The organism is Pseudoxanthomonas sp. JC1303, from assembly GCF_058448525.1.
This window is the reverse complement of sequence record NZ_CP185958.1, coordinates 1,375,788-1,401,142: the sequence shown is the minus strand read 5'-3', so window position 1 is coordinate 1,401,142 and position 25,355 is coordinate 1,375,788. Positions and strand designations below refer to the sequence as shown.

20 protein-coding genes and 2 pseudogenes are annotated in these 25,355 nt (G+C 67.4%); 13 read left to right on the top strand and 9 right to left on the bottom strand.

The window, feature by feature from the left end; translation table 11 throughout:
• Nucleotides 1–154: 154 nt before the first annotated feature.
• Entirely contained in the window at nt 155–601 is a 447-nt protein-coding gene (locus tag ACORQU_RS06200) for a universal stress protein (RefSeq protein WP_491643942.1), read from the top strand.
• A 38-nt stretch (nt 602–639) separates the two neighbouring features.
• Here ACORQU_RS06200 and ACORQU_RS06195 read toward each other — a convergent pair whose 3' ends face one another.
• Together ACORQU_RS06195 and dctA are read right to left on the bottom strand one after the other, a co-directional pair.
• Nucleotides 640–1,803: a mandelate racemase/muconate lactonizing enzyme family protein gene (locus tag ACORQU_RS06195; RefSeq protein WP_491643941.1), complete on the bottom strand. Its 1,164-nt coding sequence runs from the start codon at nt 1,801–1,803 to the stop codon at nt 640–642.
• A gap of 17 nt (nt 1,804–1,820) precedes the next feature.
• Nucleotides 1,821–3,176 carry a C4-dicarboxylate transporter DctA gene (dctA, locus tag ACORQU_RS06190; protein WP_491643940.1) on the bottom strand — a complete coding sequence of 452 codons (1,356 nt, stop codon included), beginning with the start codon at nt 3,174–3,176 and terminating at the stop codon, nt 1,821–1,823.
• Between the two features lie 160 nt (nt 3,177–3,336).
• On the opposite strand from dctA, the gene ACORQU_RS06185 reads away from it, so the two are divergent.
• The gene (locus ACORQU_RS06185; protein WP_491643939.1) at nt 3,337–4,284 is read left to right on the top strand and encodes a LysR family transcriptional regulator; all 948 of its coding nucleotides are present in this window, start codon (nt 3,337–3,339) and stop codon (nt 4,282–4,284) included.
• Here the strand turns inward: ACORQU_RS06185 and ACORQU_RS06180 are convergent.
• The 6 genes from ACORQU_RS06180 to ACORQU_RS06155 all read right to left on the bottom strand — a co-directional run bounded on the left by ACORQU_RS06180 (nt 4,281) and on the right by ACORQU_RS06155 (nt 11,264).
• A complete protein-coding gene (locus tag ACORQU_RS06180) occupies nt 4,281–5,585 on the bottom strand; it encodes an NAD(P)H-dependent oxidoreductase (protein ID WP_491643938.1) in 1,305 nt (434 codons plus the stop codon). The two genes, ACORQU_RS06185 and ACORQU_RS06180, sit on opposite strands and share 4 nt — an antisense overlap.
• 31 nt (nt 5,586–5,616) lie before the next feature.
• Nucleotides 5,617–6,180, bottom strand: a complete 564-nt coding sequence (rfbC, locus tag ACORQU_RS06175) for a dTDP-4-dehydrorhamnose 3,5-epimerase (protein WP_491643937.1) — start codon at nt 6,178–6,180, stop codon at nt 5,617–5,619.
• Nucleotides 6,177–7,223, bottom strand: coding sequence for an NAD-dependent epimerase/dehydratase family protein (locus ACORQU_RS06170; protein ID WP_491643936.1), 1,047 nt, complete (start codon nt 7,221–7,223; stop codon nt 6,177–6,179). Before ACORQU_RS06170 ends, rfbC begins: the two co-directional genes overlap by 4 nt.
• A 5-nt stretch (nt 7,224–7,228) precedes the next feature.
• Entirely contained in the window at nt 7,229–8,002 is a 774-nt protein-coding gene (gene rfbF / locus ACORQU_RS06165) for a glucose-1-phosphate cytidylyltransferase (protein ID WP_491643935.1), read from the bottom strand.
• A 137-nt stretch (nt 8,003–8,139) separates the two neighbouring features.
• Nucleotides 8,140–9,324 (bottom strand): CgeB family protein, encoded by a 1,185-nt coding sequence (locus ACORQU_RS06160; protein WP_491643934.1) that lies wholly within the window; start codon nt 9,322–9,324, stop codon nt 8,140–8,142.
• A 332-nt stretch (nt 9,325–9,656) separates the two neighbouring features.
• Entirely contained in the window at nt 9,657–11,264 is a 1,608-nt protein-coding gene (locus ACORQU_RS06155; RefSeq protein ID WP_491643933.1) for an OpgD/OpgG family glucan biosynthesis protein, read from the bottom strand.
• Nucleotides 11,265–11,530: 266 nt separating this feature from the next.
• Here ACORQU_RS06155 and ACORQU_RS06150 point away from each other — a divergent pair, with 266 nt between their 5' ends.
• The 8 genes and pseudogenes from ACORQU_RS06150 (at nt 11,531) to ACORQU_RS06115 (ending at nt 20,935) form a co-directional block, all read left to right on the top strand.
• On the top strand, nt 11,531–13,360 hold the full coding sequence (locus ACORQU_RS06150) for an ATP-binding protein (protein WP_491643932.1): 1,830 nt from the start codon (nt 11,531–11,533) through the stop codon (nt 13,358–13,360).
• Nucleotides 13,360–13,800 carry a response regulator gene (locus tag ACORQU_RS06145; protein ID WP_271648577.1) on the top strand — a complete coding sequence of 147 codons (441 nt, stop codon included), beginning with the start codon at nt 13,360–13,362 and terminating at the stop codon, nt 13,798–13,800. The genes ACORQU_RS06150 and ACORQU_RS06145 overlap by 1 nt, the downstream gene beginning before the upstream one ends.
• Nucleotides 13,801–13,805: 5 nt before the next feature.
• Nucleotides 13,806–15,317, top strand: a complete 1,512-nt coding sequence (locus ACORQU_RS06140; RefSeq protein ID WP_491643931.1) for a response regulator — start codon at nt 13,806–13,808, stop codon at nt 15,315–15,317.
• A gap of 4 nt (nt 15,318–15,321) precedes the next feature.
• Complete coding sequence (locus ACORQU_RS06135; RefSeq protein WP_491643930.1) at nt 15,322–15,918, top strand: DUF938 domain-containing protein; 597 nt, start codon at nt 15,322–15,324, stop codon at nt 15,916–15,918.
• Between the two features lie 401 nt (nt 15,919–16,319).
• Nucleotides 16,320–17,519: pseudogene (locus tag ACORQU_RS06130) on the top strand (lytic murein transglycosylase); the annotation flags it as partial.
• A 5-nt stretch (nt 17,520–17,524) separates the two neighbouring features.
• Nucleotides 17,525–18,670: an acyltransferase family protein gene (locus tag ACORQU_RS06125; RefSeq protein ID WP_491643929.1), complete on the top strand. Its 1,146-nt coding sequence runs from the start codon at nt 17,525–17,527 to the stop codon at nt 18,668–18,670.
• A 49-nt stretch (nt 18,671–18,719) separates the two neighbouring features.
• Nucleotides 18,720–19,463 carry an ATP-binding cassette domain-containing protein gene (locus ACORQU_RS06120; protein ID WP_491643928.1) on the top strand — a complete coding sequence of 248 codons (744 nt, stop codon included), beginning with the start codon at nt 18,720–18,722 and terminating at the stop codon, nt 19,461–19,463.
• Nucleotides 19,460–20,935, top strand: coding sequence for an ABC transporter permease/substrate-binding protein (locus ACORQU_RS06115; RefSeq protein WP_491643927.1), 1,476 nt, complete (start codon nt 19,460–19,462; stop codon nt 20,933–20,935). Before ACORQU_RS06120 ends, ACORQU_RS06115 begins: the two co-directional genes overlap by 4 nt.
• A 610-nt stretch (nt 20,936–21,545) precedes the next feature.
• On the opposite strand, the gene ACORQU_RS06110 is transcribed toward ACORQU_RS06115, so the two are convergent.
• Nucleotides 21,546–22,727 carry an aminotransferase class V-fold PLP-dependent enzyme gene (locus ACORQU_RS06110; RefSeq protein WP_491643926.1) on the bottom strand — a complete coding sequence of 394 codons (1,182 nt, stop codon included), beginning with the start codon at nt 22,725–22,727 and terminating at the stop codon, nt 21,546–21,548.
• 149 nt (nt 22,728–22,876) lie between these two features.
• Between ACORQU_RS06110 and egtB the strand changes: the two are divergent.
• The 3 genes and pseudogenes from egtB to ACORQU_RS06095 all read left to right on the top strand — a co-directional run.
• Nucleotides 22,877–24,091: pseudogene (egtB, locus tag ACORQU_RS06105) on the top strand (ergothioneine biosynthesis protein EgtB); the annotation flags it as partial.
• A 1-nt stretch (nt 24,092) separates the two neighbouring features.
• On the top strand, nt 24,093–25,079 hold the full coding sequence (gene egtD, locus ACORQU_RS06100; RefSeq protein ID WP_491643925.1) for an L-histidine N(alpha)-methyltransferase: 987 nt from the start codon (nt 24,093–24,095) through the stop codon (nt 25,077–25,079).
• 3 nt (nt 25,080–25,082) lie between these two features.
• Entirely contained in the window at nt 25,083–25,352 is a 270-nt protein-coding gene (locus ACORQU_RS06095) for a DUF3253 domain-containing protein (protein WP_491643924.1), read from the top strand.
• Nucleotides 25,353–25,355 lie beyond the last annotated feature (3 nt).

Genomic DNA, 25,355 nt, shown 5'->3' with positions numbered 1-25,355 from the left:
TTGTGGGAGCCGCCAAGGCGGCGAAGGGCTTCATCGGTAAAGCGCCATCGCCGCCATGGCGGCTCCCACGGTACGGCAGCGGGTTTGATCAGGATCAAGGTATGTGCAGGTCCGCAGGCGTCCAATGGTGGCCTCAACGCCCTGGGAGCACACCATGTACGCACGCATCCTGATTGCCATCGATGGCTCGGAACTGTCCCTGCGGGGGCTGGAGCAGGGCCTGATGCTGGCCGCCCAGCTGGGGTCCAAGGTCGACCTCCTCACCGTCTCCGAGCCGTGGGCCAGCGGCATGGCCGATATCCAGGGCTGGGCGGTGGGCTATGAATCGGGCCCGGAGTACCGCGCCGAGCGCGAGCAGGCCGCCAACGCGATCCTTCAGCCGTGCCTGGACCGCGCCGCGGAACTGGAGGTCGAAGCCGAGCCGGTCCACGTCCTGGACCGCTTCGCCGCCGACGGCATCCTGGAGACCGCCGACGAACGCCGGGCCGAGTTGATCGTCATGGCCTCGCACGGCCGTCGCGGCCTGACCCGGGTGCTGCTGGGCAGCCAGAGTGCCGAAGTCCTGACCCGCAGCAAGATCCCGGTGCTGGTGGTGCGTTGAACGACGACGGCGCCGCATGATCCGGCGCCGCGAACGGCTTATTCGGCCAGCTCGCGCATCACCTTGATCAGGTCGGACTTGCCCTCGAAGCCGATGCCTGGCAGCTCGGGCATGACGATGTGGCCGTCCTGCACTTTCACTGTGTCCGGGAAGCCGCCGTAGGGCTGGAATAGGTCCGGATAGCTCTCGTTGCCGCCCAGGCCCAGACCCGCGGCGATGTTGAGCGACATCTGGTGCCCGCCGTGCGGGATGCAGCGTGACGGCGACCAGCCGAACTGGTCCAGCACGTCCAGCGTGCGCAGGTACTCGACCAGGCCGTAGGACAGCGCGCAGTCGAACTGCAGGTAGTCCCTATCCGGGCGCATGCCGCCGTAGCGCAGCAGGTTCCGCGCGTCCTGGTGCGAGAACAGGTTCTCTCCGGTGGCCATCGGGCCTGGGTAGAACTCGCTCAAGGCCGCCTGTAGCGCGTAGTCGAGTGGATCGCCGACTTCCTCGTACCAGAACAGCGGATAGTCGCGCAGCATCTTGGCGTAGGCGATGCCGGTTTCCAGGTCGAAGCGGCCGTTGGCGTCCACCGCCAGGCGCGCCTCGCTGCCGATTTCTTGCAGCACCGATTCGATGCGGCCGCGGTCCTCGTCGATGGATGCGCCGCCGATCTTCATCTTGACCACGTTGTAGCCGCGGTCCAGGTAGCCGCGCATTTCCTTGCGCAGCGCGCTGTTGTCCTTGCCCGGGTAGTAATAGCCGCCGGCGGCGTAGACGAACACGCGCGGGTTGGCCTCGCGGCCCTTCATCTGCGCCAAGTAGCGGAACAGCGGCATCCCGGCGGTCTTCGCCGTCGCATCCCAGATCGCCATGTCCAGGGTGCCGACCGCGACCGAACGCTCGCCGTGACCGCCGGGCTTTTCATTGGACATCATCGCCGCCCAGGCCTTGCCCGGATCGAGGTTGTCGCCGGCATCGTTGAGCAGGGAGTCGGGCTCGGCCTGCAGCAGGCGGTCGCGGAAGCGCTCGCGGATCAGGCCGCCCTGGCCGTAGCGGCCGTTGGAGTTGAAACCGTAACCAACCACGCGCCGGCCATCGCGGATCTGGTCGGTGACCACGGCGACCAGGCTGGCGGTCATCTTGGAAAAGTCGATGTAGGCGTTGCGGATCGGCGAGGCGATGGGTTGAGTGATTTCGACAACATCAAGAATGCGCATGGGGTTCTCCTTCTCTTTCAGGCGTGGGTGTCGGCCACGTCCGGGCGTGGCACGTCAGGTGAGGGGGTGGGTGCTGCCGCGACGGCCACCGGCATGGGTTCGCCGGCGTCCTGGCGGCGCATGAGTTCGCGTGCCTTGCTCGGATCGAAGGCGCCATCCCACTTGGCCACCGCGATCGTGGCCACGGCATTGCCGATCAGGTTCACCACCGCGCGCGCCTCGTTCATGAAGCGGTCTACGCCCAGCAGCAGTACCAGGCCGGCGACCGGCACGGTGTGTAGCGTCGAGAGCGTGGCGGCCAGGGCGACGAAGCCGGCGCCGGCCACGCCGGCCGAGCCCTTGGAGGTCAGCAGCAGCACGCCCATTAGCACCAGCTGCTGGTAGATCGGCAGGTCGGTATTGGTGGCCTGGGCGACGAACACCGCTGCCATCGACAGGTAGATGCTGGTGCCGTCGGCGTTGAAGGTGTAGCCGGTGGGCAGGACCAGGCCGACGGTGGATTTGCGCACGCCGGCCTGTTCCAACTTGAGCAGCATCCGCGGCAGCACCGCCTCGGTGGAGCAGGTGCCGAAGGTGACGAAGATTTCGTCCTTGATGAAGCGCAGCAGCCGCAGCAGCGGAAAGCCGGCCCAGCGGGCGATCAAGCCCAGCACCACGAACACGAACACCGCCGAGGTCACGTAGACACCCAGCATCAGCTGGCCAAGCGAGGCCAGCGTGCCGATGCCGTACTTACCGATGGTGTAAGCCACGCCCGCGCCAGCCCCGATCGGCGCCAGGCGCATGATCATGTTGATCATGCGGAACAGGCTCTGCAGGCCGGTGTCGATGATCTCCACCAGCGGCCTGGCGCGATCGCCCAGCTGCAGCAGGCCGATGGCGAACAGCACCGAAACCAGGATCACCTGCAGCATGTTGCCCTTGGCAAAGGCATCGACTAGCGTCGCCGGGATGATGCCCAGGATGAATTCGACGATGCCGCCTTCATGCGCGCGCTGCACGTACTGGCTGACTTCGGTAGCATCGATGGTGGTTGCATCAATGTTCATGCCCGCGCCGGGCTTCATGACGTTGACCACGATCAGGCCAATGGCCAATGCTGCGGTGGACACCATCTCGAAGTAGATCAGCGCCTTGACGCCGGTCCGGCCTACGTCGCGGATGCTGCCCATCTTGGCGATCCCTACCACCACGGTGGCAAAGATGATCGGCGCCAGCATCATCTTGATGAGCTTGATGAACCCTTCGGCCACCGGCTGCAGGGCCGTGCCGACGCCTGGCCAGAAGTACCCGACAAGGCCGCCGATCACGATGGCGATCAGCACCTGGATGTAAAGCTGCCGCAGCAGCCCTGTTTTCGCTTGCCCTTGCATGATCGTCCGCTCCCGTCGACATGCTGGCGTGATGCCAGAATTAGTGAATGGCCGGTGACGACGGTGCGTCCTTCCTCGCGGCGTCGCATCGGTTCTTGCTTCATCCTAGGGGTGGCCTCGGCGCTTGAGCCAATGCCAATGCACCGACACGTGATGCACAATGAGCATCATGGATCTGATCTGGCTTGAAGACTGCGTCGCCTTGGCCGACACCCTCAACTTCTCGCGGGCGGCCGAGTTGCGGCACGTGACCCAACCGGCGTTCAGCCGGCGCATCCGCGCGCTGGAGGAGTGGCTGGGCACACCGCTGTTCAAGCGTTCGCGCCAGGGCGTGCAGCTGACGCCGGCCGGCGAGCACTTCCGCACCCAGGCCACCGCGCTGGTGCGCTCGATGCATCAGCTGCGCAGCGAGACGCTGGAAGTGGCCGGGCGCAGCGCGCCGTCGCTGACCTTCGCCGCGACCCACGCGCTGTCCTTCACCTTCTTCCCGGAATGGATCCGCGGCAATCCGCAGCTGGCCGAACTGGGGACGTTCAAGCTGGTGTCGGACACCATGCGTGCCTGCGAGCGGATGATGGTGCAGGGCGGCTCGCAGTTCCTGCTGTGCCACCACCATCCGCGCATGCGGCTGATGCTAGACCCGGCGCAGTTCCGCAGCGTGCTGGTTGGCGGCGACATGCTGCTGCCGCTGTGCACGCCGCGCGAGGACGGCGGCCCTCGCTGGCCGCTGGGCGAGCGGCCGAATGCAAAGACCGCGTACCTGGGCTACAGCGCCGATTCGGGCCTGGGCCGGATCCTGTCCGGGCATGCGCCGCTGGCGCCGGTGATCGCCAAGGCCACGCCGGTGTTCACCTCGGACCTGGCCGCCACGCTGCTGGCGATGGCGCGCGCGGGCGATGGCGTGGCGTGGTTGCCGCGCTCGCTGGCGGCGCGCGACTTGGCCGATGGCCGCCTGGTGGACGCCGCGCCGGAGGCGCCGACGCTGCGGATCCCGATCGAGATCCGCCTGTTCCGTCCAGCTGCGCGCCTGCCTAAGACGGCCGAGGCGCTATGGGAATTCTTCGCGGCGGCCGCGCCAGTGCCCGGCGCGGAGCCGGTGGTTGCCTAGGCGGTGGCGGCTTCGCCCGCGTTGGCGAACAGCGCCGCCTGTTCCACCCGCAGACGGTCGATCAGGCGTCCGTGCGGCAGTTCGACATCGGCGTAGGTGAGCACCTGGTCCTTGGCTACCTCGTGCTTGAGCACGCAGCCCTCGGCCACGCCCATCGGCAGCAGCTGCTCGGCGGCGGTGACATCGGCGCGCTCGCACTGGCCGTAGGTCAGGTAGCCGCCCAGTGCATCGATGGTCTCGCCGGCGGCCAGGTCGCGCTTGGCGGTGGCCACCACTTCCACCAGCGGGCCGTTTAGGGGCTGCAGCACCGCGTCGCGCAGCAATACCACGCGCGCCACCGACAGCGGCACTTCGAAGTGGCACAGGTGGTAGGGCGTGTAGAAGCTGTACAGCGGGCCCTCGCCCAATTTGTACAGGTTGAGGTAGTGCTGCTGCTTAGGATCGTCGTGTGTGGCCAGCACGTACACGCCCGGCCCGGGCTGGGCGCCGACCACGTAGTCCACCGCGCCGCCGACGGCCTTGAGCGCGTCCATGTCGTAGACCTTGGTCAGCGTGTCCACGTGCTCGCGGTGGTCGTAGCCGGTCATGCCGCGCTTGAGGATGGACATGCCAGTGCCGTTGGCGACGATGGCCTGCTCGAAGCTGATCTTGGTGCCGTCGGCGAAGCTGGTGACCATGTACGGGTCCTGGCCCCACTTGGCGGCAAAGCCGGCCTGCGTGGTCGGCGTGCGGTACGGGTCCTGCAGGCCCTTGATGTTGCCGCACATCAGTGGCGTGAGCCCGATGGACTTGACGAAGCGGAACAGGTTCATCTGCACGCCGGGCTGGTCGCCGTCGCAGGCGGTGAAGATCACCCCGGCCGCATCGGCCTTCTTCTTCAGCAGCGGACCGACGGTGCCATCCAGCTCGGCGTTCATGGTGACCATGTCGCGGCCGTGGGCGATGGCCGCCAGCGAGATGTGGGCGCCGTACTCGACCGCGCCGGTGGCGTCGATCAGGCAGTCCAGGTCGTCGCATTCGTAGAGCAGCGCCGGGTCGTCGGTGACCGCGGCGGTGCCGCTGGCGATGGCCTGGGACAGGGCGCGACCGGTGTCGACCACCTGGGCCTGGACGCCAGCCAGGGCATAGGCCGCCATGGCCTTGTCCACGTTGCGGTTGCAGATCACCGACAGGACCATGCCGGGCACCGAGTGCACGATCTGGTTGACGATGCCCTTGGCCATGAAGCCCGCGCCATACAGCCCGACGCGGATGGGCATGCCGGCAGCCTGGCGCTCGCGGAGCAGGCGGTCGATCACCATGGGGTTGTCCTCAATGCTGGGATATGGGGGGTCACAGGCCGCGCAGCTGCTCGACGCCGTGGAAGTCCGGATCGAAGTCCGGCCACGTGGCGTCCTTGTCGGAAATGATCTTTCCTTCGGCCGGCCACTGGATGTCGAAGGTCGGATCGTTCCAGCGCAGGCCACGCTCGGCGCTCGGCTCGTAGAACGCGCTGGCCAAGTAGAACGCCTCGGTGTCCGGCGCCAGGGTCACAAAGCCATGGGCGAAGCCGCGCGGCACGTAATAGGCCAGGCGGTTCTCCGCGGTCAGTTCCACGCCGTGCCACTTGCGGTAGGTGGGCGAGTCCGGCCGTAGGTCGACGATGCAATCCCACAGCGCGCCGCGCACACAACGCACGATCTTGACCTCCGGTGCCGGTGGCAGTTGGTAATGCATGCCGCGCAGCGTGCCGGCCTCGGCGTTGTAGGAGTTGTTGACCTGGACGAAGCGATCGACCAGGCCGGCCGCGGCCATTTCCTTTTCGCAGAACACCCGGGCGAACCAGCCGCGGTCGTCGCCGCGCTTTTCCGGCTCGATGACATAGGCGCCCTTGAGCGGGGTTTCGTGGAACTTCATGCGGCGGCCCGCAGGTCGGGGGCCAGCACCCCGCTGTCGACCAGCCCTTCCAGGATGCGCAGGCGGATGAAGCCGCTCTGGCGGAAGTTGCGGTCGGAAAAGGCGGTGCGCTGCAGCTCGTCGCGCAGCTCGGCGATGGTGCCTTCCAGCGTTTCGATCGGCTGGTGCTCGGGCGCCAGCTGCTCGAACAGGGTGAAGTCCACGCGGTAGGAGCGGTTATCGGCTGGTGCGTTGGTGGAGATGGACACCTCTGCGGTCGGGATCGCCGCGCCCACGGCCTGGGCCAGGTCGCGGATCTGCACGTTCCAGCGGTCCGAGCCGGCGTTGACGAACAGGTAGCGGCCGCCATTGTCGGCCGGGCGCTGGATCGCCCACTCGATGGCGCGCGACATGTCGCGCACGTGGATCAGCGGGCGCCACGGCGTGCCATCGGAGAGCACCTCGACCTTACTGCTGGCCACCGCGCCGGCGACGAAGTCGTTGAGCACCAGGTCCAGGCGCAGGCGCGGCGAGGCGCCGCAGGCGGTGGCAAAGCGCAGCGCGGTGATCACCATGTCGGTGTCCATCGCCGCCAGGCCGGTCTCGGTATCGATCTTGGAGTGCGCGTAGGCGGTCAGCGGGGCGATGCCGCTGGTTTCCGAGCGCGGCGTGCCGTCGGCGGCGGCGCCGTAGACGCTGCAGCTGGACGCGAACACGAAGTGCTTCACCCCGGCTTCTGCGGCGGCCTGGGCCACCGACAGGCTGGCCTTGCAGTTGATCTGGTCGGTGACGATCTCGAACCGCTTGCCCATCGCGTCGTTGGACACCGCGGCCAGATGCACGACCGCGTCGAAGCCGCTCAGGTCCTTCGCGGTCAGGTCGCGCACGTCGCGGAACCACTGTTCGTCCAGGACGACCTCGGGCAGGCCGCGCTTGTCCGACAGGCAGTGCGCGAACCAGCCGCGGTCCACGCCGACCAGGTAAGCCTCGGGGAAACGCTGGCGCAGGTGGCGGGCCAGGACCGGGCCGATATAGCCCATGTTGCCGGTGATCAGGATACGCATCGTCTTCATTCCCAGACGCGCCAGGGCGCCTTGTTGGTGGTCCACAGGTCGTTGAGGTAGTTCTTGTCGCGCAAGGTGTCCATCGGCTGCCAGAAGCCGGTGTGCCGGTAGACGCTGAGCTGGCGCTGGGCGACCAGACTTTCCAGCGGGGCGTTTTCCCAGACCGAGTCGTCACCGTCGATGAAATCGACCACCTTGGGGGAGAGGACGAAGAAACCGCCGTTGATCAGGCCATCACCGTCCGCGGGCTTCTCGCGAAAGCCGGTGACCGCATCGCCTTCCACGTGCAGGGCGCCGAAGCGGCCCGGTGGCTGCACCGCGGTCACTGTCGCCAGGCGACCTTCGCGCTGGTGCAGCGCGATGCCCGCGCCGATGTCCACGTCCGACACGCCATCGCCGTAGGTCAGGCAGAACGCCTCCTCATCCTGCAGGTAAGGCATGACACGCTTGAGACGACCGCCGGTCATGGTGGCAGGACCGGTATCCACCAGCGTCACCCGCCAAGGTTCTGCGCGCGAATTGTGCAGGGTGGTGGTGTTGGTGGACAGGTCGCAGGTGATGTCCGAATGCATCAGGTGGTAATTGATGAAGAAGTCCTTGATGACCTCGCCGCGGTAGCCCAGGCACACGACGAAGTCGTTGATGCCGTGATGGCTGTAGATCTTCATGATGTGCCAGAGGACCGGCATGCCGCCGATCTCCACCATCGGCTTGGGTCTGACCGAGGTTTCCTCGGAGATCCGGGTGCCCAGGCCGCCGGCCAGGATGACGGCCTTCATGGATATGCCTTTCGCATCGCGCGCTTCGTCCTTCGCCGGAGGGCCGGCTGCATGCTTCCTGCGCGCACCGGAAACGATGCGCGCAAGGGGTGATGGCGGCCCTCCCGCCGCCGGATGGGTTGGGTCCTGCCGATCAGTCAGGCGGTGACGTCGTGCCTCCGCACCAGCGGTGCCCCGTGGGCGAGGTCCACCATCCCGGCCATGTGGGCCAGGCGATCAATGCGTTGCTGCAGGCGCGGGCCGCGCGCCAGACCGACGGTGTCGAGCAGCTGCCCCCAGCGATGGGCCCAGTCGTGCCGACGCAGGTTCTGGCTGACGTTCATGGCGCGGGCGCGCTCGAGGCGCGCGGTCTGCCCGCCCAGGTCGTTGAGGAATGCGCCGATGTCGGCCGTCTCCGGTGGCAGCTCGATGACCGCGTCGGGCCAGTCGAAGTGATGGGCGAACTCCAGGCAGTGCTGGGGGGAACCCAGGACGATGGCCCCGCCGGCGGTGCCTTCGAAGTACCGGGTGGCCAGCGCGTTCTTGCGCACGCCCTTGAACACGCCAAAGGTGTCCACCGTGAAGTCGTAGGCGATGAAGTACTTGGCGCGCTTGATCATCGCCGCGGTCTGATTGCGATGCTCGGCCCAGTCGGCGACCGACGCCGCGCGCAGGGTGTCGTGGACGTAGAAGAAGTTGCCGTCCTGGGCGGCCAGCGCGCTGAGCTTGGTGTGCAGCTCGGGAATGCGCCGGCCGATGCTCAGTACATCAATGCTGCGCGGCGGAGCCTCCGGATAGGGGCAGGCCAGCAGCGTGTCGCACGCACTGGGCAGGAAGGAGATCGGCGTGGACGTGTAGCGCTGCAGTGCCGGGATGCTTTCGGCATTGAGCACGAACACGTGGTCGAACTGATCCAGCATGCGCAGTTCGGCGGCCTGGTGGGGAAAGCGCTCGGGCCAGCCTTCCAGCAGATAGGCATAAGCCTTGTCGCAGCGCTGGCGCCAGCCGCGCAGCTTGCGCAGCGCGGTCAGCTCATTGGGGAACTGGCACGCGTAGAGGAAGACATCGTAGTCGCGCTGGACCGAGACGGCCTGCGCATTGGAGAACCCGGGTTGCCCCAGTCGCCGCCACGACTGTGACACCACCCGGTGGCGCAACTCGTTCCACAGGTAGCCCATGCTCGGGTTGACCCCGCGCCCGGCGGCATGCGCCGAAGGCTCGGGCACGAGGATGTCCGCATCCTCCACCTGGGCGATGACGTTGAGAAATGCGAATGCCTGCCCGTTGAAGGGCTCGGGCCACGCGTTGTAGTTGGAAGACAGCAAGACAGACCGGTCGGCCATATCCAAGTCCCTCGCCGGGCTGGGGATGTTTGACGTAACACGCTTCCGCATCACGGGAGTACGCGCCCGCGCACCCGGCGCGATCGATGTCGTCCCCTGTTGTGGATCACCGGCCGCGATATGCCTGCGGACGGCCCGCGATGTAGCCGATGTTACCGGTCGTCGCTGTCTTCCCCGCAAACGCAACGCTCACGCGGAAGTCGAACGCCTCGATGACCAGGAGCAATCCCCTGTCCGGCTACACCGCGTTACAACGCAACAACCGGCCCGGACAGGACGCAGGCCGTGCATGGGTCGATATCACGGTGTGGACACGCCGTCCCGAGGCGTCCTCAGTAGAGCTTGCGTTCGGCTTCCGGTGGCGGACTGAACTGATACAGCCAGGTTTCGCTCAGGGCACCCTGATCGTTCTTCAGGTACAGACGCAGGTCGATCTGGCTGCTGTCCATTTTGTCAGGCACCACGTCGAACATCACTCGGTAGCCGTGGATCTCGTGCAGCGGACGGCAGGAGACGGTCTCCAGGCGGCCGCCGCTGATCTGCAGCTCGGGGGTGACCTCGGCGTTGGCCGCCTCCAGGGCCGCCAGCTTGCCGCCCTTGAAATCCACCGCGAAGCGCTGCGACCAGGTCTTGCGCTTCTGCCCGACCACGCCGCCCAGGCCGGTCCGGCTGGCCACGCAGATCGCGTCGGTCGGGGTGCTGGGCGCCGCCGAGCCCCAGTAGAGCTTGTAGCCGTACAGCAATTCCTGGCCGGCCTGCGGTTTGTCCTTGGGGTTCCAGAACGCCACGATGTTGTCGAAGGTCTCGTCCACCGTGGGGATCTCGATCAGCTGGACCGAGCCCTCCCCCCAGCCGGCCTTGGGTTCCACCCACAGGCAGGGGCGCTTCTCGTAGAACACCCCGTCGTCTTGGTAATGGTCGAAGTCGCGGTCGCGCTGGAGCAGGCCGAAGCCCTTGGGATTGTTGTCGGCAAAGGCGTTGAAGCGCAGCTGTGGCGGATTGGTCAGCGGACGCCAGATCCATTCGCCGCTGCCGGTATGCAGGGCCAGGCCATCGGTGTCGTGGATCTCCGGGCGCCAGTCCCAGGCCATACGGCGGTCGTTCTCGCCGGCCTGGTACATGCTCGTGCACGGGCCCAGGCCCATGCGCTCGATGGTCGTGCGCGGGTACAAGGCGCAGTCGATGTCCATCAGCAGCGGCTCGCCAGGGGTCAGCGCGAAGCGATAGGCGCCGGCGACGCTGGGCGAATCCAGCAGGCCGTAGATCACCAGCGTGTCCTGGCCCGGATCGGGGCGCTCCAGGTAATAGGCCACGAAGTCCGGGAATTCCTCCGGCTTGCCCATGCCTGTGTCGATCGCCAGGCCGCGTGCGGACTGGCCGTACTGGCCCTCCTTGCCGACCGCGCGGAAGTAGCTCGCGCCCAGGAAGGCGGCGAAGTCGCGGTCCGGGTCGGCCTTGGTGTTCAGACGGAAGCCGGCGAATCCGAGCGAGTCGGGCAGCTTGGCCTTGGCCAGGCCGCTGCTGCCGTAGTCGAACATGCCGGGGTTGTACTTGATCTCCCGGGCCTGGCCATCGGCGACCTCATGCATGGTCACCGGCTTCTTAAAGTACAGGCCCATGTGGAAGAACTGGGCCAGGAACGCGTCGTCTTGGCCGGCCCACAGCGCATGGTCCTTGCGGTAACGAATCGCCTGGTACTGGTCCCAGGTCAGCCCTTCCAGCGCGGGAGGCAGCGGACCGCCATGCACGTGATAGGGCTTGGACGCCAGGGCACGCGCCTGGCCCTTGAGGCTGGCGTAGTCGAAGGGCTGGGCCGGGCCGAACACCAGATGCCGCTTGCCCGTGGCGGCCAAGGCCGATGGGGACAACAGCAAGGCAGGGGGCAGGCCGAGGGCGGCCAAGGTGCCGGCAGCGCGGGTCAGGAACTGGCGTCGGATCATGGAATAGAGACAGTGGCGGGGCTGCCAACATGCTATCGGCCGTCAGGGGTGACGTGGTGAGGGCCGTCTTCACGGTGCGTTTCACCTGTTCAGGTTCTGCTTGTGGATCCTTTTGCTCAGCGGTCCGCGCGAGCCGCATCCCTGGTCCCGACCCGCAACATGAATGACGTGAACCCGGTACGATGTGCCTCAATCTTTGGACGTTCCGCATGCCGCCCGCTACGCGCGCGGCGGGCTGACGCCGCGCCCTGCCGCCTGGGAGCCTGATGCTGTCGCAAACTTCCAGAGAACAGTGGGTGAGCTGGCGCCTGCCGTTACTCGTGCTGATCGTGCTGCTGATCGTGGTGGCACCGACCTTGCTGCGTCAGCAGCTGCAGGACGACACGCTGGACGCGGTCGACCTGGTCACGCATACCCGCGAGGTCCAGGCAGACATTTCCAGGCTGAATGTGGAGATCCGCGAGATCGAGCAGTCCGCGCTGTTGGTCAATCTGGGCGCCACGCTGCCACGGTTGCGTGAGCGCGTGCAGGACGGCCCCAACGAAATCCAGCGCCAGCTCGATCAGATCACCCAGTTGACCCGTGACAACGCACCCCAGCAGGTCCGTCTTGGCCAGCTCAAAGAGGTGCTGCAACGGCGCGCCATGCTGGCCAACGAGTTGCTCGACGCTCCGCCCGAGCGTCGCGCGGAGGTCGTGCAGTCGCTTGCCAACGACTATCCCGTCCGCCCGCTCATGATGGACATCTATCAATCCGAACAAGGGCTGGCGCAGGGGCGTATCACCCAGGCCGAGCGCTCGCGGCGGCTGGGTAACTGGGTCGGATGGGGCGGATTGGCGGTCCAGCTGCTGCTGCTGGCGGTGATCACCATGCTGCTTGGACGCCAGATCGGACAGCGGTTGAGCGCCGAGCAGGCCAGTTCACGCGCCGACGCACGCGCCTCGGCGGTGCTGCAGACCGTGCGCGAGCCGATCGTGCTGCTGGACGGCGAGCTGCGGGTCTTGATGCATAACGCCGCCTTCGCCGAACTCTATGAAGTGGAGGGCGATCTGAACCACCATCCGCGGCTCGTCGAGGTCAGCGAGGCGTGGGAAGACGAGGTCGTGCGCCAGCGTCTGATCGATGTGCTGGCCCGCGGGCGCGAACTGTGGGACTACGAGGTCCAGCAGGAGACCGCGGGCGGCGTGGCGCGCATCCTGCTGCTCAACGCCCGGCGCATGGTGCTGCCCGACCTGGAGGACGAGGCGGTGCTGATGACGGTCAGCGACGTCACCACCCAGAAGGTCAGCCAGCAGCGCATCATCGACCTCAACCGACAGCTGGAAGGCAAGATCGAGCAGGTGTCGGACGTCAATCGCGAGCTGGAGGCCTTCAGCTATTCGGTCTCCCATGACCTGCGCGCGCCGCTGCGCCACGTGTCAGGCTTCTCCGACAAGCTGCAACGCCATCTGGGAGAATCGGCAGACGAGCGCAGCCGCCATTACCTGCAGGTGATCGGCGATTCGGCCCGGCGCATGTCCTCACTGATCGACGACCTGCTGGTGTACTCGCGCCTGGGTCGCAGCGCGCTGCGTCTGCAGGCGGTGGACATGCAGTCGCTGGTGGCCGAGACCCGGGCGATGCTCGATGCCAATGTCAGCGCCGACAAGCACGCCTTGCCGTTGCGCGTGGACTGGGACATCCAGCCCCTGCCGATCCTGGTCGGCGACGAGAACATGCTGCGCCAGGTCTGGCAGAATCTGCTCGGCAACGCGGTCAAGTACAGCGGCAAGCACGAAGTCGCCCAGATCCAGGTCGGTTACGCGCTGGAAGGCGAAGGCAACCATCACTTCTGGGTCAAGGACCACGGCGCGGGCTTCGACATGGCCTATGCCGGCAAGCTGTTCGGCGTGTTCCAGCGCCTGCACAAATCCAGCGAATACGCCGGCACCGGCATCGGGCTGGCCAGCGTACGTCGGGTGGTGGCCCGCCATGGCGGCCGAGTCTGGGCCGAGGCGGAGCCCGACAAGGGCGCCACCTTTCATTTCATCATCCCCACCGGCCAGGACACCGCAAGCCTGCCGGCGGCACCTTCACCCTCAGAGCTCAACGCATGATCCCTGCCATCCGCACCATCCTCCTGGCTGAAGACAGCAGCGCCGATGCCGAAATGGCCATCGATGCCCTGCGCGAGGCCAACCTGGCCAATCCCATCGTGCACGTGGAAGACGGGGTGGAGGCGATGGACTACCTGCTGAGCCGGGGTGCCTACGCCGACCGCCCCGAGGGTCTGCCCGCGGTGCTGCTGCTGGACATCAAGATGCCGCGCATGGATGGCATGGAGGTGCTGCGCAGCATCCGCGCCGACAACAAACTCAAGACCATGCCGGTGGTCATCCTGTCCTCCTCGCGAGAGGAGAGCGACCTGGTGCGTAGCTGGGACCTGGGCGCCAATGCCTATGTGGTCAAGCCGGTGGACATCGACCAGTTCTTCACCGCGGTCAAGACCCTGGGGACCTTCTGGGCCGTCTTGAACGAAGCGCCGGGTCTGGATTGAGCCCGATGCCGCACAGCGCCGATCCCATCGGTCCGGTCCGCATCCTGCTGGTGGAGGATTCGCCGGAAGATGCCGAGCTGACCTCGATGCAGCTGCTGGATGCCGGGCTGGAGGCGCGGTTCGAGCGCGTGGATTCCGGGGCGGAACTGGCCAAGGCGCTGGTGGATTTCAATCCGGACCTGGTGCTGTCGGACTTGAGCATGCCGGGGTTTTCCGGCTACGACGCGCTCAAGCTGGTGCGCTCGCAGAACCCGCCGGTGCCCTTCATCTTCGTGTCCGGCACGATGGGTGAGGACACCGCCGTCCAGGCCCTGCGCGACGGGGCGTCCGATTACATCCTCAAGGACAAGACCGCACGGCTGCCCGCAGCGGCCGCGCGCGCCATCCGCGAGTCGCGCAGCGAGCGTGAGCGCGAGCGGGTGGAAAAAGAGCTGCTGCGCTCGCAGCGCCTGGATTCGATGGCGATGCTGGCCGCGGGCCTCAGCCACGACCTGCGCAACATCCTGCAGCCGCTGCTGATCGTGCCGGACCTGCTGGCCATCCACAGCGACAACCCCAAGATCCGCAAGCTCGGCGAGGTGATCGCCGAGTCCGGCCGACGCGGGCACGAGATGGCCGAATCAATGCTGTCCTTCGTGCGCGGCGCGCGCAAGGCGCGCGAGCCGGTGTCGGTGAGCGACCTGTTCCAGGCCGTGCAGGTGCTGTTGCAGGGCAGTCTGCCGGACAAGGTCACGCTGGACCTGCAGCCCCCGGCGCAGGCCATGGTGATCGACGCCAATTACGTCGAACTGCAACAGGTGCTCATCAACCTGTGTCTCAACGGCATCCAGGCCATGCCAGAAGGGGGCGTCCTGACGCTGTCTGCCTGCGTGTCCCCGAGTGATGCGCAAGGCATGGCCTGCCTCTGTGTGCGCGACCAGGGCATCGGCATGGACGAGAAGACCCGCAAGCAGCTGTTCACGCCCTTCTTCACCACTAAACCTGACGGCACCGGCCTGGGGCTGATGTCCTGCCTGCGCATCGTCGAGCAATACCAGGGGCGCATCGAGGTGGACAGTGCGCCGGGGCAGGGCACCACCTTTTCCATCACCCTGCCGATGACCGCGGGCCCTGCGCCGCAGCCGGCCGATGCCGCGCCAGGGCAGGGCCAGCGCATCCTGCTGGTCGACGGCGACAACACCCGCCAGTCGCTGTTGTGCAACGCGCTGGAGAGCCAGGGCTATGCGCCCAGCAATGCGCCCGATGGCGCCTATGCACTGCGGGCGTCGGTGGTCGACGGCATGCCCGACCTGTTCGTCATCGACAGCGATTTCGTGCTGCTGCCGGCCGTTGCCCTGGTCAAGGCGCTGGCCCAGCGTGGTTACCGTGGTCCGGTGATCCTGCTGCAGGATCCGGCCAAGCCGTTTGATCGCGACGAGCTGCCCGGCGGGGTCAATGCCTACCTCCTGGACAAGCCGCTGGAAATGGGCCAGGTGTTCCACGCAGTGGCCCAGGCGCTGTCCGCAGGGTCGCCATGATCCCGTGATCGACAAGCCCTTCGCCCCGGCCTGCGAACGCAATCGCGACCCCATCCTGACAGTCTTGCGCGGGGCTTTCGCTCAGGCGAGCAGCGTGCTGGAAATCGGCAGCGGCACCGGCCAGCACGCCGTGTATTTTGCTGGCGCCTTGCCGCAGCTGTGCTGGCAAACCAGCGAGCGCGCAGAACACCTGCCCGGCCTACGTACCTGGCTGGACGAGGCAGCGCTTCCCAACACGCCGGCTCCCTTGGAGCTGGACGTGGCCCAGGGGCCATGGCCGGCGACGCGCTTCGATGCGGTGTTCAGCGCCAACACGCTGCACATCATGGGCTGGCCGCAGGTGCAGGCGTTCTTTGCAGGACTCGACGCGGTGCTGGCCGCTGATGGGACCTTGGCGGTGTATGGGCCATTTAACGATGGCGGGACTTACACCAGCGACAGCAATGCACAGTTCGATCAATGGCTGAAGGCACGCGATCCGGTGAGTGGCATCCGTGATGTCGAAGCCGTGGACGCGTTGGCGCGCGGGATCGGCCTGCGCCTGGAGCACGACCACGCGCTGCCGGCCAACAACCGGCTGTTGGTCTGGCGGCGCGATTAGTTTTAGTTCTTGAAGCAAAGGCTTTCGTGCCGCGTCGCGGCCCGACCTACTTTCTTGCTCGTGCAAGAAAGGTAGGCAAAGAAGTGATCAACAGACGCATGTCTGGTCACACGCCTCCGGGCGGAGCGCCTGCGCTGCGCGCAGATTCGCTCCGCGCTGGGGGATTTTTGGAAGGGACATCCTTGTCCCTTCCAAAAACACTCCACATCCCTGTGTGGCGCCCTTCGGGTTTTTTCCTCAGCGCGACGCCGCGCCTCACGGAGGATTAAGAGCAAAGCCAAGGCCAAAACCAAGGCGCTTTTGGCCTGCGGATCTTATGCCTGCTTACAATCGGACGCTGGCAGCGAAGACGAGGGAGTGGGCGCATGTATCGCGGCGTAGTGGGCGTGTTGGCGGGAGTGATCGCGTGGGGCGCGCAGGCGCAGCAGCAGGCGGTGGAGGTCGGCGCGCCCAGCGCGGCCGAGCGGGCGGCGTACGCCAGTTGCATGGCGCGCGTGCGCGACGGCGCCACCGGGATTCAACCCGCGTCGTTCGATCGCTTCATGACCGGCATCGCGCCGGACATGAGCGTGCTGCCGCTACTGGATACGCAGCCCGAATTCTCCACCCCGATCTGGGATTACCTGGCGCCACTGGTCGATGATCAGCGCATCGCCGACGGCAAGGCGATGCTGGCCGAGCACGCCGAGACCTTCGCCCAGGTCGCCGCGCGCAGCGGCGTGGATGCCGCCACGGTGGCGGCGGTGTGGGGGGTGGAAAGCGACTATGGCCGGGTACAGGGCAAGCGCCCGCTGCTGGTCTCCCTGTCCACGCTGTCGTGCTTCGGGCGCCGCCAGGATTTCTTCCGCGGTGAATTGCTGGCCACGCTGCAGCTGCTGCAGGCAGGCGACCTGGATACCGATGGCCTGACCGGCTCGTGGGCCGGCGCGTTCGGGCAGACCCAGTTCATGCCCAGCACCTACCAGCGCATCGCCGTGGATGGCGATGGCGACGGGCGCCGCGACCTGGTGCACAGCGTGCCCGATGCCCTGTCCTCCACGGCGAACTACCTCAAGCGGGCTGGCTGGCAGAGCGGCCAGCCCTGGGGTTACGAAGTGAAGCTGCCGCCCGGCTTCGACGCCGATCGTGCCGGCCGCAAGGCACGGCGCCCGCTGCGCGCGTGGATCGCCGACGGCATCACCCGCGTCGATGGCGCGCCGATCGCGCCCAGCGACACGCGCGCGGCAGTATTGCTGCCTGCCGGTACCGCCGGGCCCGCGTTCCTCGTGTTCGCCAACTTCGATGCGATCTACAGCTACAACGCGGCCGAGAGCTATGCGCTGGCCATCGCGTTGCTCTCCGACCGCTTGCGCGGCGGTGGGCCGCTGGTCGCGCGCTGGCCTACCGACGATCCGCCCCTGGATCGCGCCCAGCGCCGGCAGCTGCAGACCCTGCTGCTGGCGCGTGGACACGCCATCGGCGAGGCCGACGGCATGATCGGCACGCTGACCCGCCAGGCGATCGCCGATGAGCAGCGCCAGCGTGGCCTGCAGCCGGTCGATGGCCGCGCTGGGCAGAAGATCCTGCAGGCGCTGCAGGCCGACGCGCCCGGTTCGTCCGCCACCCCGTGACGCCCACGGCGCGACGCAACCCGGGGATCGACGCCCTGCGTGGGGTGTCGATCCTGCTGGTGGTGTTGCACCACCTGGCGTTGCGCATCCCGCTGCGTCAGACCGCGCTGTCCGACGTGTTGCCGCAGCGCGTGCTGCGCGCGCTCAGCTACAACGGTTACGAGGCGGTGTTCGTGTTCTTCGTGATCTCCGGCTTCCTGATCACCGTGCATGCGCAGCAGCGCTGGCCGTCGCTGGCGCGGATCGAGCTGCGCGCGTTCTATGCACGTCGCCTCGCGCGCATCGGCCCGGCGCTGCTGCTGTTGCTGGCGGTGCTGTCGCTGATGCACGTGCTGAAGGTCCCGAACTATGTGATCGACAAGCCTGGCCAGTCCCTGGGCGGTGCGCTGTGGTCGGCGCTGACCCTGCAGCTGAACTGGTACGAAGGCCGCACCGGCTGGTTGCCCGGCGGCTGGGACGTGCTTTGGTCGCTGTCCATCGAGGAGGCCTTTTACCTCGGCTTTCCCCTGGTCTGCCTGGGGCTGCGCCGCGACGCGCTACTGGTGACGGCCCTGCTGCTATTGGCGCTCTCGCTGCCGTTCACCCGCGCCGCGCTGGCCGGTAACGAGATCTGGCAGGAGAAGGCGTATCTGCCCGGATTCTCCGCCATCGCCGTGGGCGTGCTCGCCGCACTGGCCGCGACGCGCTGGCAGCTCCGCGCGTCGACCGCGCGCTGGTTGCGCGTGCTGGGAAGCGTCGCCCTGATGGCCGTGCTGTTGTGCGGAGGAGCGCTATGGCGCGCGGTCGGCAACGCCAACATGCTGGTCCTGGTCAGTGGCGCCGGCGCCCTGGTGCTCGGCCTGCATGCCATGCCAGCGCACGCTCCGCTGCGCGCGCTGGCCGGCTTACGTGCCTGGGGCCGGCTCAGTTACGAGCTGTACCTGACGCACATGTTCGTGGTGTTCGCGCTGGTGGGGCTGTATCGGGCACTCGGCAGCGACGTGCGCCTGGGTGCGTGGTGGTATCTGGCCCTGCTGCCATTGTGCTGGCTGCTGGCGTGGACGTTCGCGCGCGCATGGACCGAACCGGCCGAGCGCTGGCTCAAGCGGCGCTGGCTGCACGCACCGTCCGGTGGTAGCACCGGCGTCCCCACCACGCATTGATCGTCGCCCTTCGCAGCACACGGCCGTGGGGTGTGCCAGCATCATGCCCATGTCGATCTTTTCCCTGCAGCGTGTCACGCGCCGCTACGGCAGCGCCGTGGCGCTGGACGCCGTCGATCTCGAGATCGACCAAGGCCGCACCACCGCGCTGATTGGTCCCAGTGGCGCCGGCAAGTCCAGCGTGCTGCGCATGCTGATCGGGCTGGAGTGGCCGGACGCGGGCGAGGTGCGCTTCGATGACCAGCCGCTGCGGCGCGACACCTTGCTGGCACAGCGCCGGCGCATTGGCTATGTCATCCAGGAAGGCGGGCTCTTCCCGCACCTGAGCGTGCGTGACAACGCCGCACTGCTGGCGCGCACGCTGGGCTGGTCGAAGGACCGTATCGCGCAGCGGCTGGAGGAGCTGGCCGCGCTGTGCCAGTTGCCACCCGACTTGCTGGCGCGGTTCCCGGCCGAACTGTCCGGGGGGCAGCGCCAGCGTGTCGGCCTGGTGCGCGCGCTGATGCTGGACCCGCCGGTCCTGCTGCTGGACGAGCCGCTCGGGGCGCTGGACCCCATCGTGCGCCACGAGCTGCAGACCCAGATGCGCACGCTGTTCGCACAACTGGGCAAGACCGTCGTGCTGGTCACCCATGACGTGGCCGAAGCGGCCTACCTGGCCGACACGCTGGTGCTGATGCGCGATGGGCGCGTGCTGCAGCAGGGCACGGCGCGCGACTTGGTGGATACGCCGGTGGACGAATTCGTCACTGCCTTCATGACCGCCCAGCGCACCCTGGAGGACGCAGCATGAGGCGTGTGCTGTGGGGCTGGGTGCTTTTGCTGACGGCGCTGGTCGGGCCGGCGCGTGCGGCCGAGCAGGCGACCGTGGGCTCGAAGAACTTCACCGAGGCGGTGATCCTGGGCGAGATCGCCGTGGCCCAGGGGCGCAAGGCCGGCGTGGAGGTCACCCACAAGCGCCAGCTGGGCGGCACGCGGATCCTGTGGCGCGCGTTGGAGGAAGGCGACATCGACGCCTATGCCGAATACACCGGCACGCTCAAGCAGGAACTGCTGCAGCAGCCCGACGCCAGCGATGCGCAGGTCGCCGCGGCGCTGGCCCGGCGCGGACTGGGCATCACCCGCTCACTAGGCTTCCAGAACACCTACGCCTTCGGCATGCGCCAGACGCGCGCACAGGCGCTGGGCATCCGCGCCCTGAGCGACCTGGCCGCCCACCCCTCCCTCAAGTTGGGGCTGAGCAATGAGTTCCTGCAGCGCGCGGACGGCTGGCCGGGCGTGCGCAAGGCCTATGGCCTGCCGCAGCAGGCCAATGGGCTGGACCACGATCTGGCCTACCGGGCCTTGCAGAGCGGTGCGATTGATGCGACCGACCTGTACAGCACCGATGCGGAGATTCCGTATTACCACCTGGTGGTACTCGACGATGATCGGCACTTCTTCCCCGACTACCAGGCGGTGTTCCTGTATCGGCTGGACCTGGCCCAGCGCGCGCCGGAGTTCCTGCAGGTGCTGAAGACCCTGCAGGGCCGCATCGACGCGGACACCATGCGTCACCTCAACGCGCAGGTGAAGCTGGAGCACCGCGGTGAGGCGCAGGTGGCCGCGCAGTTCGTCGGTGTCGACGCGCCGCAGGGCAGCGGCCGGGCCGCGCGCATCGTCCGGCGTACCGGCGAGCATCTGGCCCTGGTCGGCATCTCGCTGGGGTGTGCCCTGCTGGTGGCCCTGCCGCTGGGGGTCTTTGCTGCGCGTCGCCCACGCCTGGGCCAGATTGTGCTGTCGCTGACCGGCGTTCTGCAGACCTTGCCCTCGCTGGCGGTGTTCGTCTTCATGATTCCGCTGTTCGGTATCGGCGCCAGGCCCGCGATCGCCGCGCTGTTCCTGTATTCGCTGCTGCCGATCGTGCGCAACACCCATGCCGGCCTGACCGGCATTCCGCGCGATCTGCGCGAGACCGCCGCGGCCCTGGGCCTGCCGCCGCGCACGCGCCTGTGGCGGGTCGAACTGCCGCTGGCCCTGCGCACCCTCCTGGCCGGGGTCAAGACCGCCGCGGTGATCAACGTCGGCACCGCCACCCTTGGTGCACTGATTGGCGCCGGTGGTTACGGGCAGCCGATCCTGACCGGGATCCGCCTGGACAACCTCGGGATGATTCTGGAGGGCGCGGTGCCGGCGGCGGTGCTGGCTCTGGTGGTGCAAGGGGGATTTGAGGTGTTCGAGCGGATGATGACCCCGCGGGGCCTGCGGCTCGCCGCACGGGCTTAGCTCTTTTGCTTTGTCGTTGCTGTTTGCAGTTTGTCCGGCCGTTGTGTTTGCTGCTCGCTTCCATTGTCTGAGCCGTAAAGCGAGCCGAGCATCGCAGGAACGCGCGGCCGGAGAGTCGCCCTGTTTGAGCGTAGCGAGTTTGGGCGACGTGCCGCGTGTTCCGAGAAGCGCAGGGGACCGCCGCGCAGCGGCGGCGAGTGTCCGGCGAGTAGCGGTTTTGGTGACTTTTGCCGCGACAAAAGTCACTCGCGCTGCAAGCGCGAAAGCCTTGCACTTGTCGCGCTGCAGGCGCGATGCTCTGCGAAATCCAAAGTTGCGCTAGATCAAAAGCTTTCACGCCCTTTCGGGCGCGACCTTCTTTTGTCGCGGCAAAAGAAGGCAAAACCGCTTCTCGCCGGATACGCGCCGATGCTACGCATCGGTTCCCTGCGCTCCTCGCAAAGCAGGGCACGGCGCCCAAACTCGCTGCGCTCAGACAGGGCGCCTCTTCGGCCCTGCTTCGCTGCGGTGCTCGGCGCGCTTTACGGCTCGGTCAGGTGAAGCACCAGCACCAGCAACCGCAACAGCAACAGCAACAGCAACAGCGCCAGGAACAGCGAGCGTGACGCGCTTAGAGGCAGGCGTTGACCGCGACCTCAACCACCACTTCCATTTGCCCCGCCTCCACCGCCAAGCACGGCGCCAAGCGCAAACACGCCGGCTTGCGCGAACACATGATCCCGCGCTCCGCAAACGCCGCCGCGACCGCATCCAACCGATCCGCCGGCACCCGTAATCCAGTGAGATGCGGCGCGTGCCCCGCGGTCTTCCACGCAGACGGGCCCCGCGCCTCGAGCGCTGCATCCAGCGCGTTGGTCACCTCACCCAACGCGGCGGCGACGCGCGCCAATCCCCAGGCCTCAAGCTGCGCCAGTCCGCCGTAGGTCATCGCCAAGCGCAGTGGATCGGCCACACCGCCCGCATCGAAGCGACGTGCGCCGGATAGATAAGGCGGTGCGGCGTCCATCGGATAGACCCAGTCCGGACCCGGATCCCGCGCGCCCCAGTGCTGTTCCAGTGGAACGCCTTCGCACCGCCAGCGTGGCGACGCCCACAGCCATGCCAGGCCGCTGGTCCCCAGCAGCCACTTGTAGCCGACCGAGACGATGAAATCCGGCTGCCACCGGGTCAGCTGCACGGGCAGCACGCCCAGACTCTGGCTCAGGTCCAGCACCAGGGCCGCATGGCGGTCGTGGACGGCAGCGGCGATGGCATCCAGATCGAGCAGCTGCCCATCGTGCCAGTGGCAATGCGGCAGCGCGGCGATGGTCACGCGCGGCGTGTCGGCCAGCGTCCGCAGCACCGCGTCGGTGATCGATTCGCCTTCGCGTGGCTTTACGACTGCGAGGTGTGCGCCGACCTCCCCGCATCGCTGCTGCCAGGCGAGCAGGTTGGAGGGGAACTGACCGTCCAGGACCAGCACGTGCTCGCCACGTTGCAGCGGCAGGTTGCGAGCGGCCGTGGCCACGCCATGGGCCGCCGAGGGCACCATGGCCAACCCGTCGACATCGGCCTCGAACAGCAGGTTCGCCGCCAGCGTCCGGGTGGCCTCCAGATGGTGCAGGAAGGACGCATAAGGCAGCCATCGCGGATCGACCTCGGCCTCCAGCAAGGTGTGCGCGGCATCCAAGGTGTGTCGCAGGCGCGGGCTTTTTGCTGCGCCGTCCAGGTACATGACGCCGGGCGGGACGGCGAAGGCGGCGCTGCGCTGCTCCCACTGCAATGGTGGTAGCGATGGAAATGGATCGGGCATCGATGCAGCTTAGCGAGGCGTGAAAACGGTGACGTAACGAGGCGTTCACCGCCTCCGCCTAGCATATCGCCATGCATGCCATCGCCCCAGTGGACGCTTCCCCGCAACGCGACGCGCGTTCGGCCCTGCTGTTGCAGCAATTCCTCGACATGCGCGCGCTCACGCGCACGTTGGCCGCGCCGCTCAGCGCCGAGGACGCCATGGTGCAGAGCATGGATGACGCCAGTCCGGCCAAGTGGCACCTGGCGCACACGACCTGGTTCTTCGAGCGTTTCGTGCTGGCGCGCGATCCGCGGTACCAGGCCTTCGACCCGGCCTGGGACTACCTGTTCAACAGTTACTACAACAGCGCCGGCCCCATGCACGCGCGGGCGCGGCGCGGCATGCTCTCGCGGCCATCGCTGGCCCAGGTGTGGGACTACCGCGCGGCGGTCGAAGCGACAATGGCTGAGCGCCTGCGCCAGCGCGCCCTGGACGAGGAGGCGCTGGAGATCGTGCAGCTGGGCATCCAGCACGAGCAGCAGCACCAGGAACTGCTGCTCACCGACATCCGCCATGCGCTGTGGAGCAATCCGTTGCAGCCGGCCTATCGCGAGGACCTGCCCGCCGAGCGCGCTGGCGCCGCGCCCCTGCGCTGGTGCGCGCGGGACGAGCAGATCGTCGAAATCGGTGCTGCGGCGTGGCCGGCGGCCGATGCGTTTGCTTACGACAATGAATCCCCGCGGAATCGCACGCTGGTGGCCGCTCATGCATTGGCCAACCGGCCGGTGAGCAACGCCGAGTTCGCTGCCTTCGTGGAGGCTGGCGGTTATCGCGAGCCCGCGCACTGGCTCAGCGATGGCTGGGCCACGGTGCGCGCGCGCGGCTGGCAGCGACCGCTGTACTGGCATGAGGATGGCACACGCGAGTTCACCCTCGGTGGTTGGCGCGAGCGCGACCCCGATGCGCCGGTCAGCGGGCTGAGTTTGTTCGAGGCCGATGCGTTCGCGCGCTGGGCCGGCGCGCGCCTGCCGACCGAGGCCGAGTGGGAACTGGCGGCCAGCGGCGTGGCAGCGTCCGGAAACTTCGTCGAGGATGGCCTGCTGCATCCGCGTTCGCAGGCGGCGGCCGACGCCGGGATGTCGCAGCTGTTCGGCGATGTCTGGGAGTGGACCGGCAGCGCCTACCTTCCGTATCCGGGCTTCGTGCCGTGGCCCGGTACGCTGGGCGAATACAACGGCAAGTTCATGAACGCACAGTGGGTATTGCGGGGCGGAAGTTGCGCCACCTCCCGGACCCACATTCGCCCGACGTACCGCAACTTCTTTCCCTCCGACGCGCGCTGGCAGTTTGCCGGGATGCGCCTTGCCAAGGACGTGACCTGACGTGAATGCCGCTGCCTGTGCCCTGATGCGCGCCCGTGATGCGCTGACCGACCTGCGTCCCCAGCCCGACGACATCACCGCCGATGCGTTGGCCGGACTGTCGCAGACGCCCAAGACCCTGCCGTCCAAGTATTTCTACGACGCCGAGGGCTCGCGGCTGTTCGAGGCGATCACCCGCGAGCCCGAGTACTACCTCACCCGCACCGAGCTGGCGCTGCTGGAAGCGCGGTTGCCGTCCATCGCCCAGGCCATTGGACCGGGCGCGCACGTGGTCGAGTACGGCAGCGGCAGCGGTCGCAAGACCGAGTTGCTGCTCGAACGCCTGCGCGCTCCGGTGGCCTATACCCCGGTGGAGATCTCGCGCACGGCGGTGCTGGAAGCCACCGCGCGCTTGTCCCAGCAGTTCCCTGACCTGGAAATGCTGCCGGTCTGCGCCGACTTCACCCAACCGCTATCCCTGCCCGAAAGCACGCGCCCGGCGCAACGCACGGTGATGTTCTTCCCCGGCTCGACCTTGGGCAATTTCACCGACGCCGGCGCGCTGGCACTGCTGCGGGGCATGCGCCAGACGATGGGGGCCGGCGGCTGCGCCTTGGTCGGCATCGACCTGGACAAGGATCCGGCGTTGATCGAGGCCGCCTATAACGATGCCGCCGGCGTGACCGCAGCGTTCACCCTCAACCTGCTGGCGCGGCTGAACCGCGAGATCGGCAGCGACTTCGACCTGGACGCTTTCAGGCATCGGGCCGTGTATGTGCGCGAGCGCCTGCGCATCGAAACCTTTCTGGTCAGCCAGCGCCAGCAGACCGTGCACGTGGCCGGCCAGGCATTCGACTTTGCCGAAGGAGAGCCGATGCAGGTCGAATACAGCCACAAGTACACCGATGCCAGCTTCGCCGTGCTGGCAGCCAAGGCCGGGCTGAAGGTCACCCATGGCTGGAACGACGCGCACGACTGGTTCGGCCTGCGGTTGCTGCAACCCGCCTGAGGGATGGCGGTTCCTTCCCAGGCCATTGCCGACACGCTCCTGAGGTTACTGGCTCAGCGGGATCCGAACGCCTCGTTGTGCCCGTCGGAAGTGGCGCGTGCGCTTAATGACGATGAAGATGGATGGCGCGCCCTCATGCCGCAGGTCCGCGAGGTGGCCGCGCTCATGATTGCCGACGGCCGCCTCCAGGCCTGCCAGCGCGGCCGCCCCGTGGACATCCATAGCGCCGTGGGCCCGATCCGGCTACGGCGCGGGCCGCGCTTCACGGAGTGAGCG

Coding starts and splice junctions, on each gene's coding strand:
- ACORQU_RS06180 (WP_491643938.1), bottom strand. CDS start 5,585: ATGGTGATCGACCGCCTGCTCCGCGAGCGCCAGGCTGCCGGCATGCCC.
- rfbC (WP_491643937.1), bottom strand. CDS start 6,180: ATGAAGTTCCACGAAACCCCGCTCAAGGGCGCCTATGTCATCGAGCCG.
- ACORQU_RS06120 (WP_491643928.1), top strand. CDS start 18,720: ATGTCGATCTTTTCCCTGCAGCGTGTCACGCGCCGCTACGGCAGCGCC.
- ACORQU_RS06170 (WP_491643936.1), bottom strand. CDS start 7,223: ATGCGTATCCTGATCACCGGCAACATGGGCTATATCGGCCCGGTCCTG.
- ACORQU_RS06095 (WP_491643924.1), top strand. CDS start 25,083: ATGGCGGTTCCTTCCCAGGCCATTGCCGACACGCTCCTGAGGTTACTG.
- ACORQU_RS06140 (WP_491643931.1), top strand. CDS start 13,806: ATGCCGCACAGCGCCGATCCCATCGGTCCGGTCCGCATCCTGCTGGTG.
- ACORQU_RS06200 (WP_491643942.1), top strand. CDS start 155: ATGTACGCACGCATCCTGATTGCCATCGATGGCTCGGAACTGTCCCTG.
- ACORQU_RS06185 (WP_491643939.1), top strand. CDS start 3,337: ATGAGCATCATGGATCTGATCTGGCTTGAAGACTGCGTCGCCTTGGCC.
- ACORQU_RS06110 (WP_491643926.1), bottom strand. CDS start 22,727: ATGCCCGATCCATTTCCATCGCTACCACCATTGCAGTGGGAGCAGCGC.
- rfbF (WP_491643935.1), bottom strand. CDS start 8,002: ATGAAGGCCGTCATCCTGGCCGGCGGCCTGGGCACCCGGATCTCCGAG.
- ACORQU_RS06160 (WP_491643934.1), bottom strand. CDS start 9,324: ATGGCCGACCGGTCTGTCTTGCTGTCTTCCAACTACAACGCGTGGCCC.
- dctA (WP_491643940.1), bottom strand. CDS start 3,176: ATGCAAGGGCAAGCGAAAACAGGGCTGCTGCGGCAGCTTTACATCCAG.
- ACORQU_RS06195 (WP_491643941.1), bottom strand. CDS start 1,803: ATGCGCATTCTTGATGTTGTCGAAATCACTCAACCCATCGCCTCGCCG.
- ACORQU_RS06150 (WP_491643932.1), top strand. CDS start 11,531: ATGCTGTCGCAAACTTCCAGAGAACAGTGGGTGAGCTGGCGCCTGCCG.
- ACORQU_RS06155 (WP_491643933.1), bottom strand. CDS start 11,264: ATGATCCGACGCCAGTTCCTGACCCGCGCTGCCGGCACCTTGGCCGCC.
- ACORQU_RS06115 (WP_491643927.1), top strand. CDS start 19,460: ATGAGGCGTGTGCTGTGGGGCTGGGTGCTTTTGCTGACGGCGCTGGTC.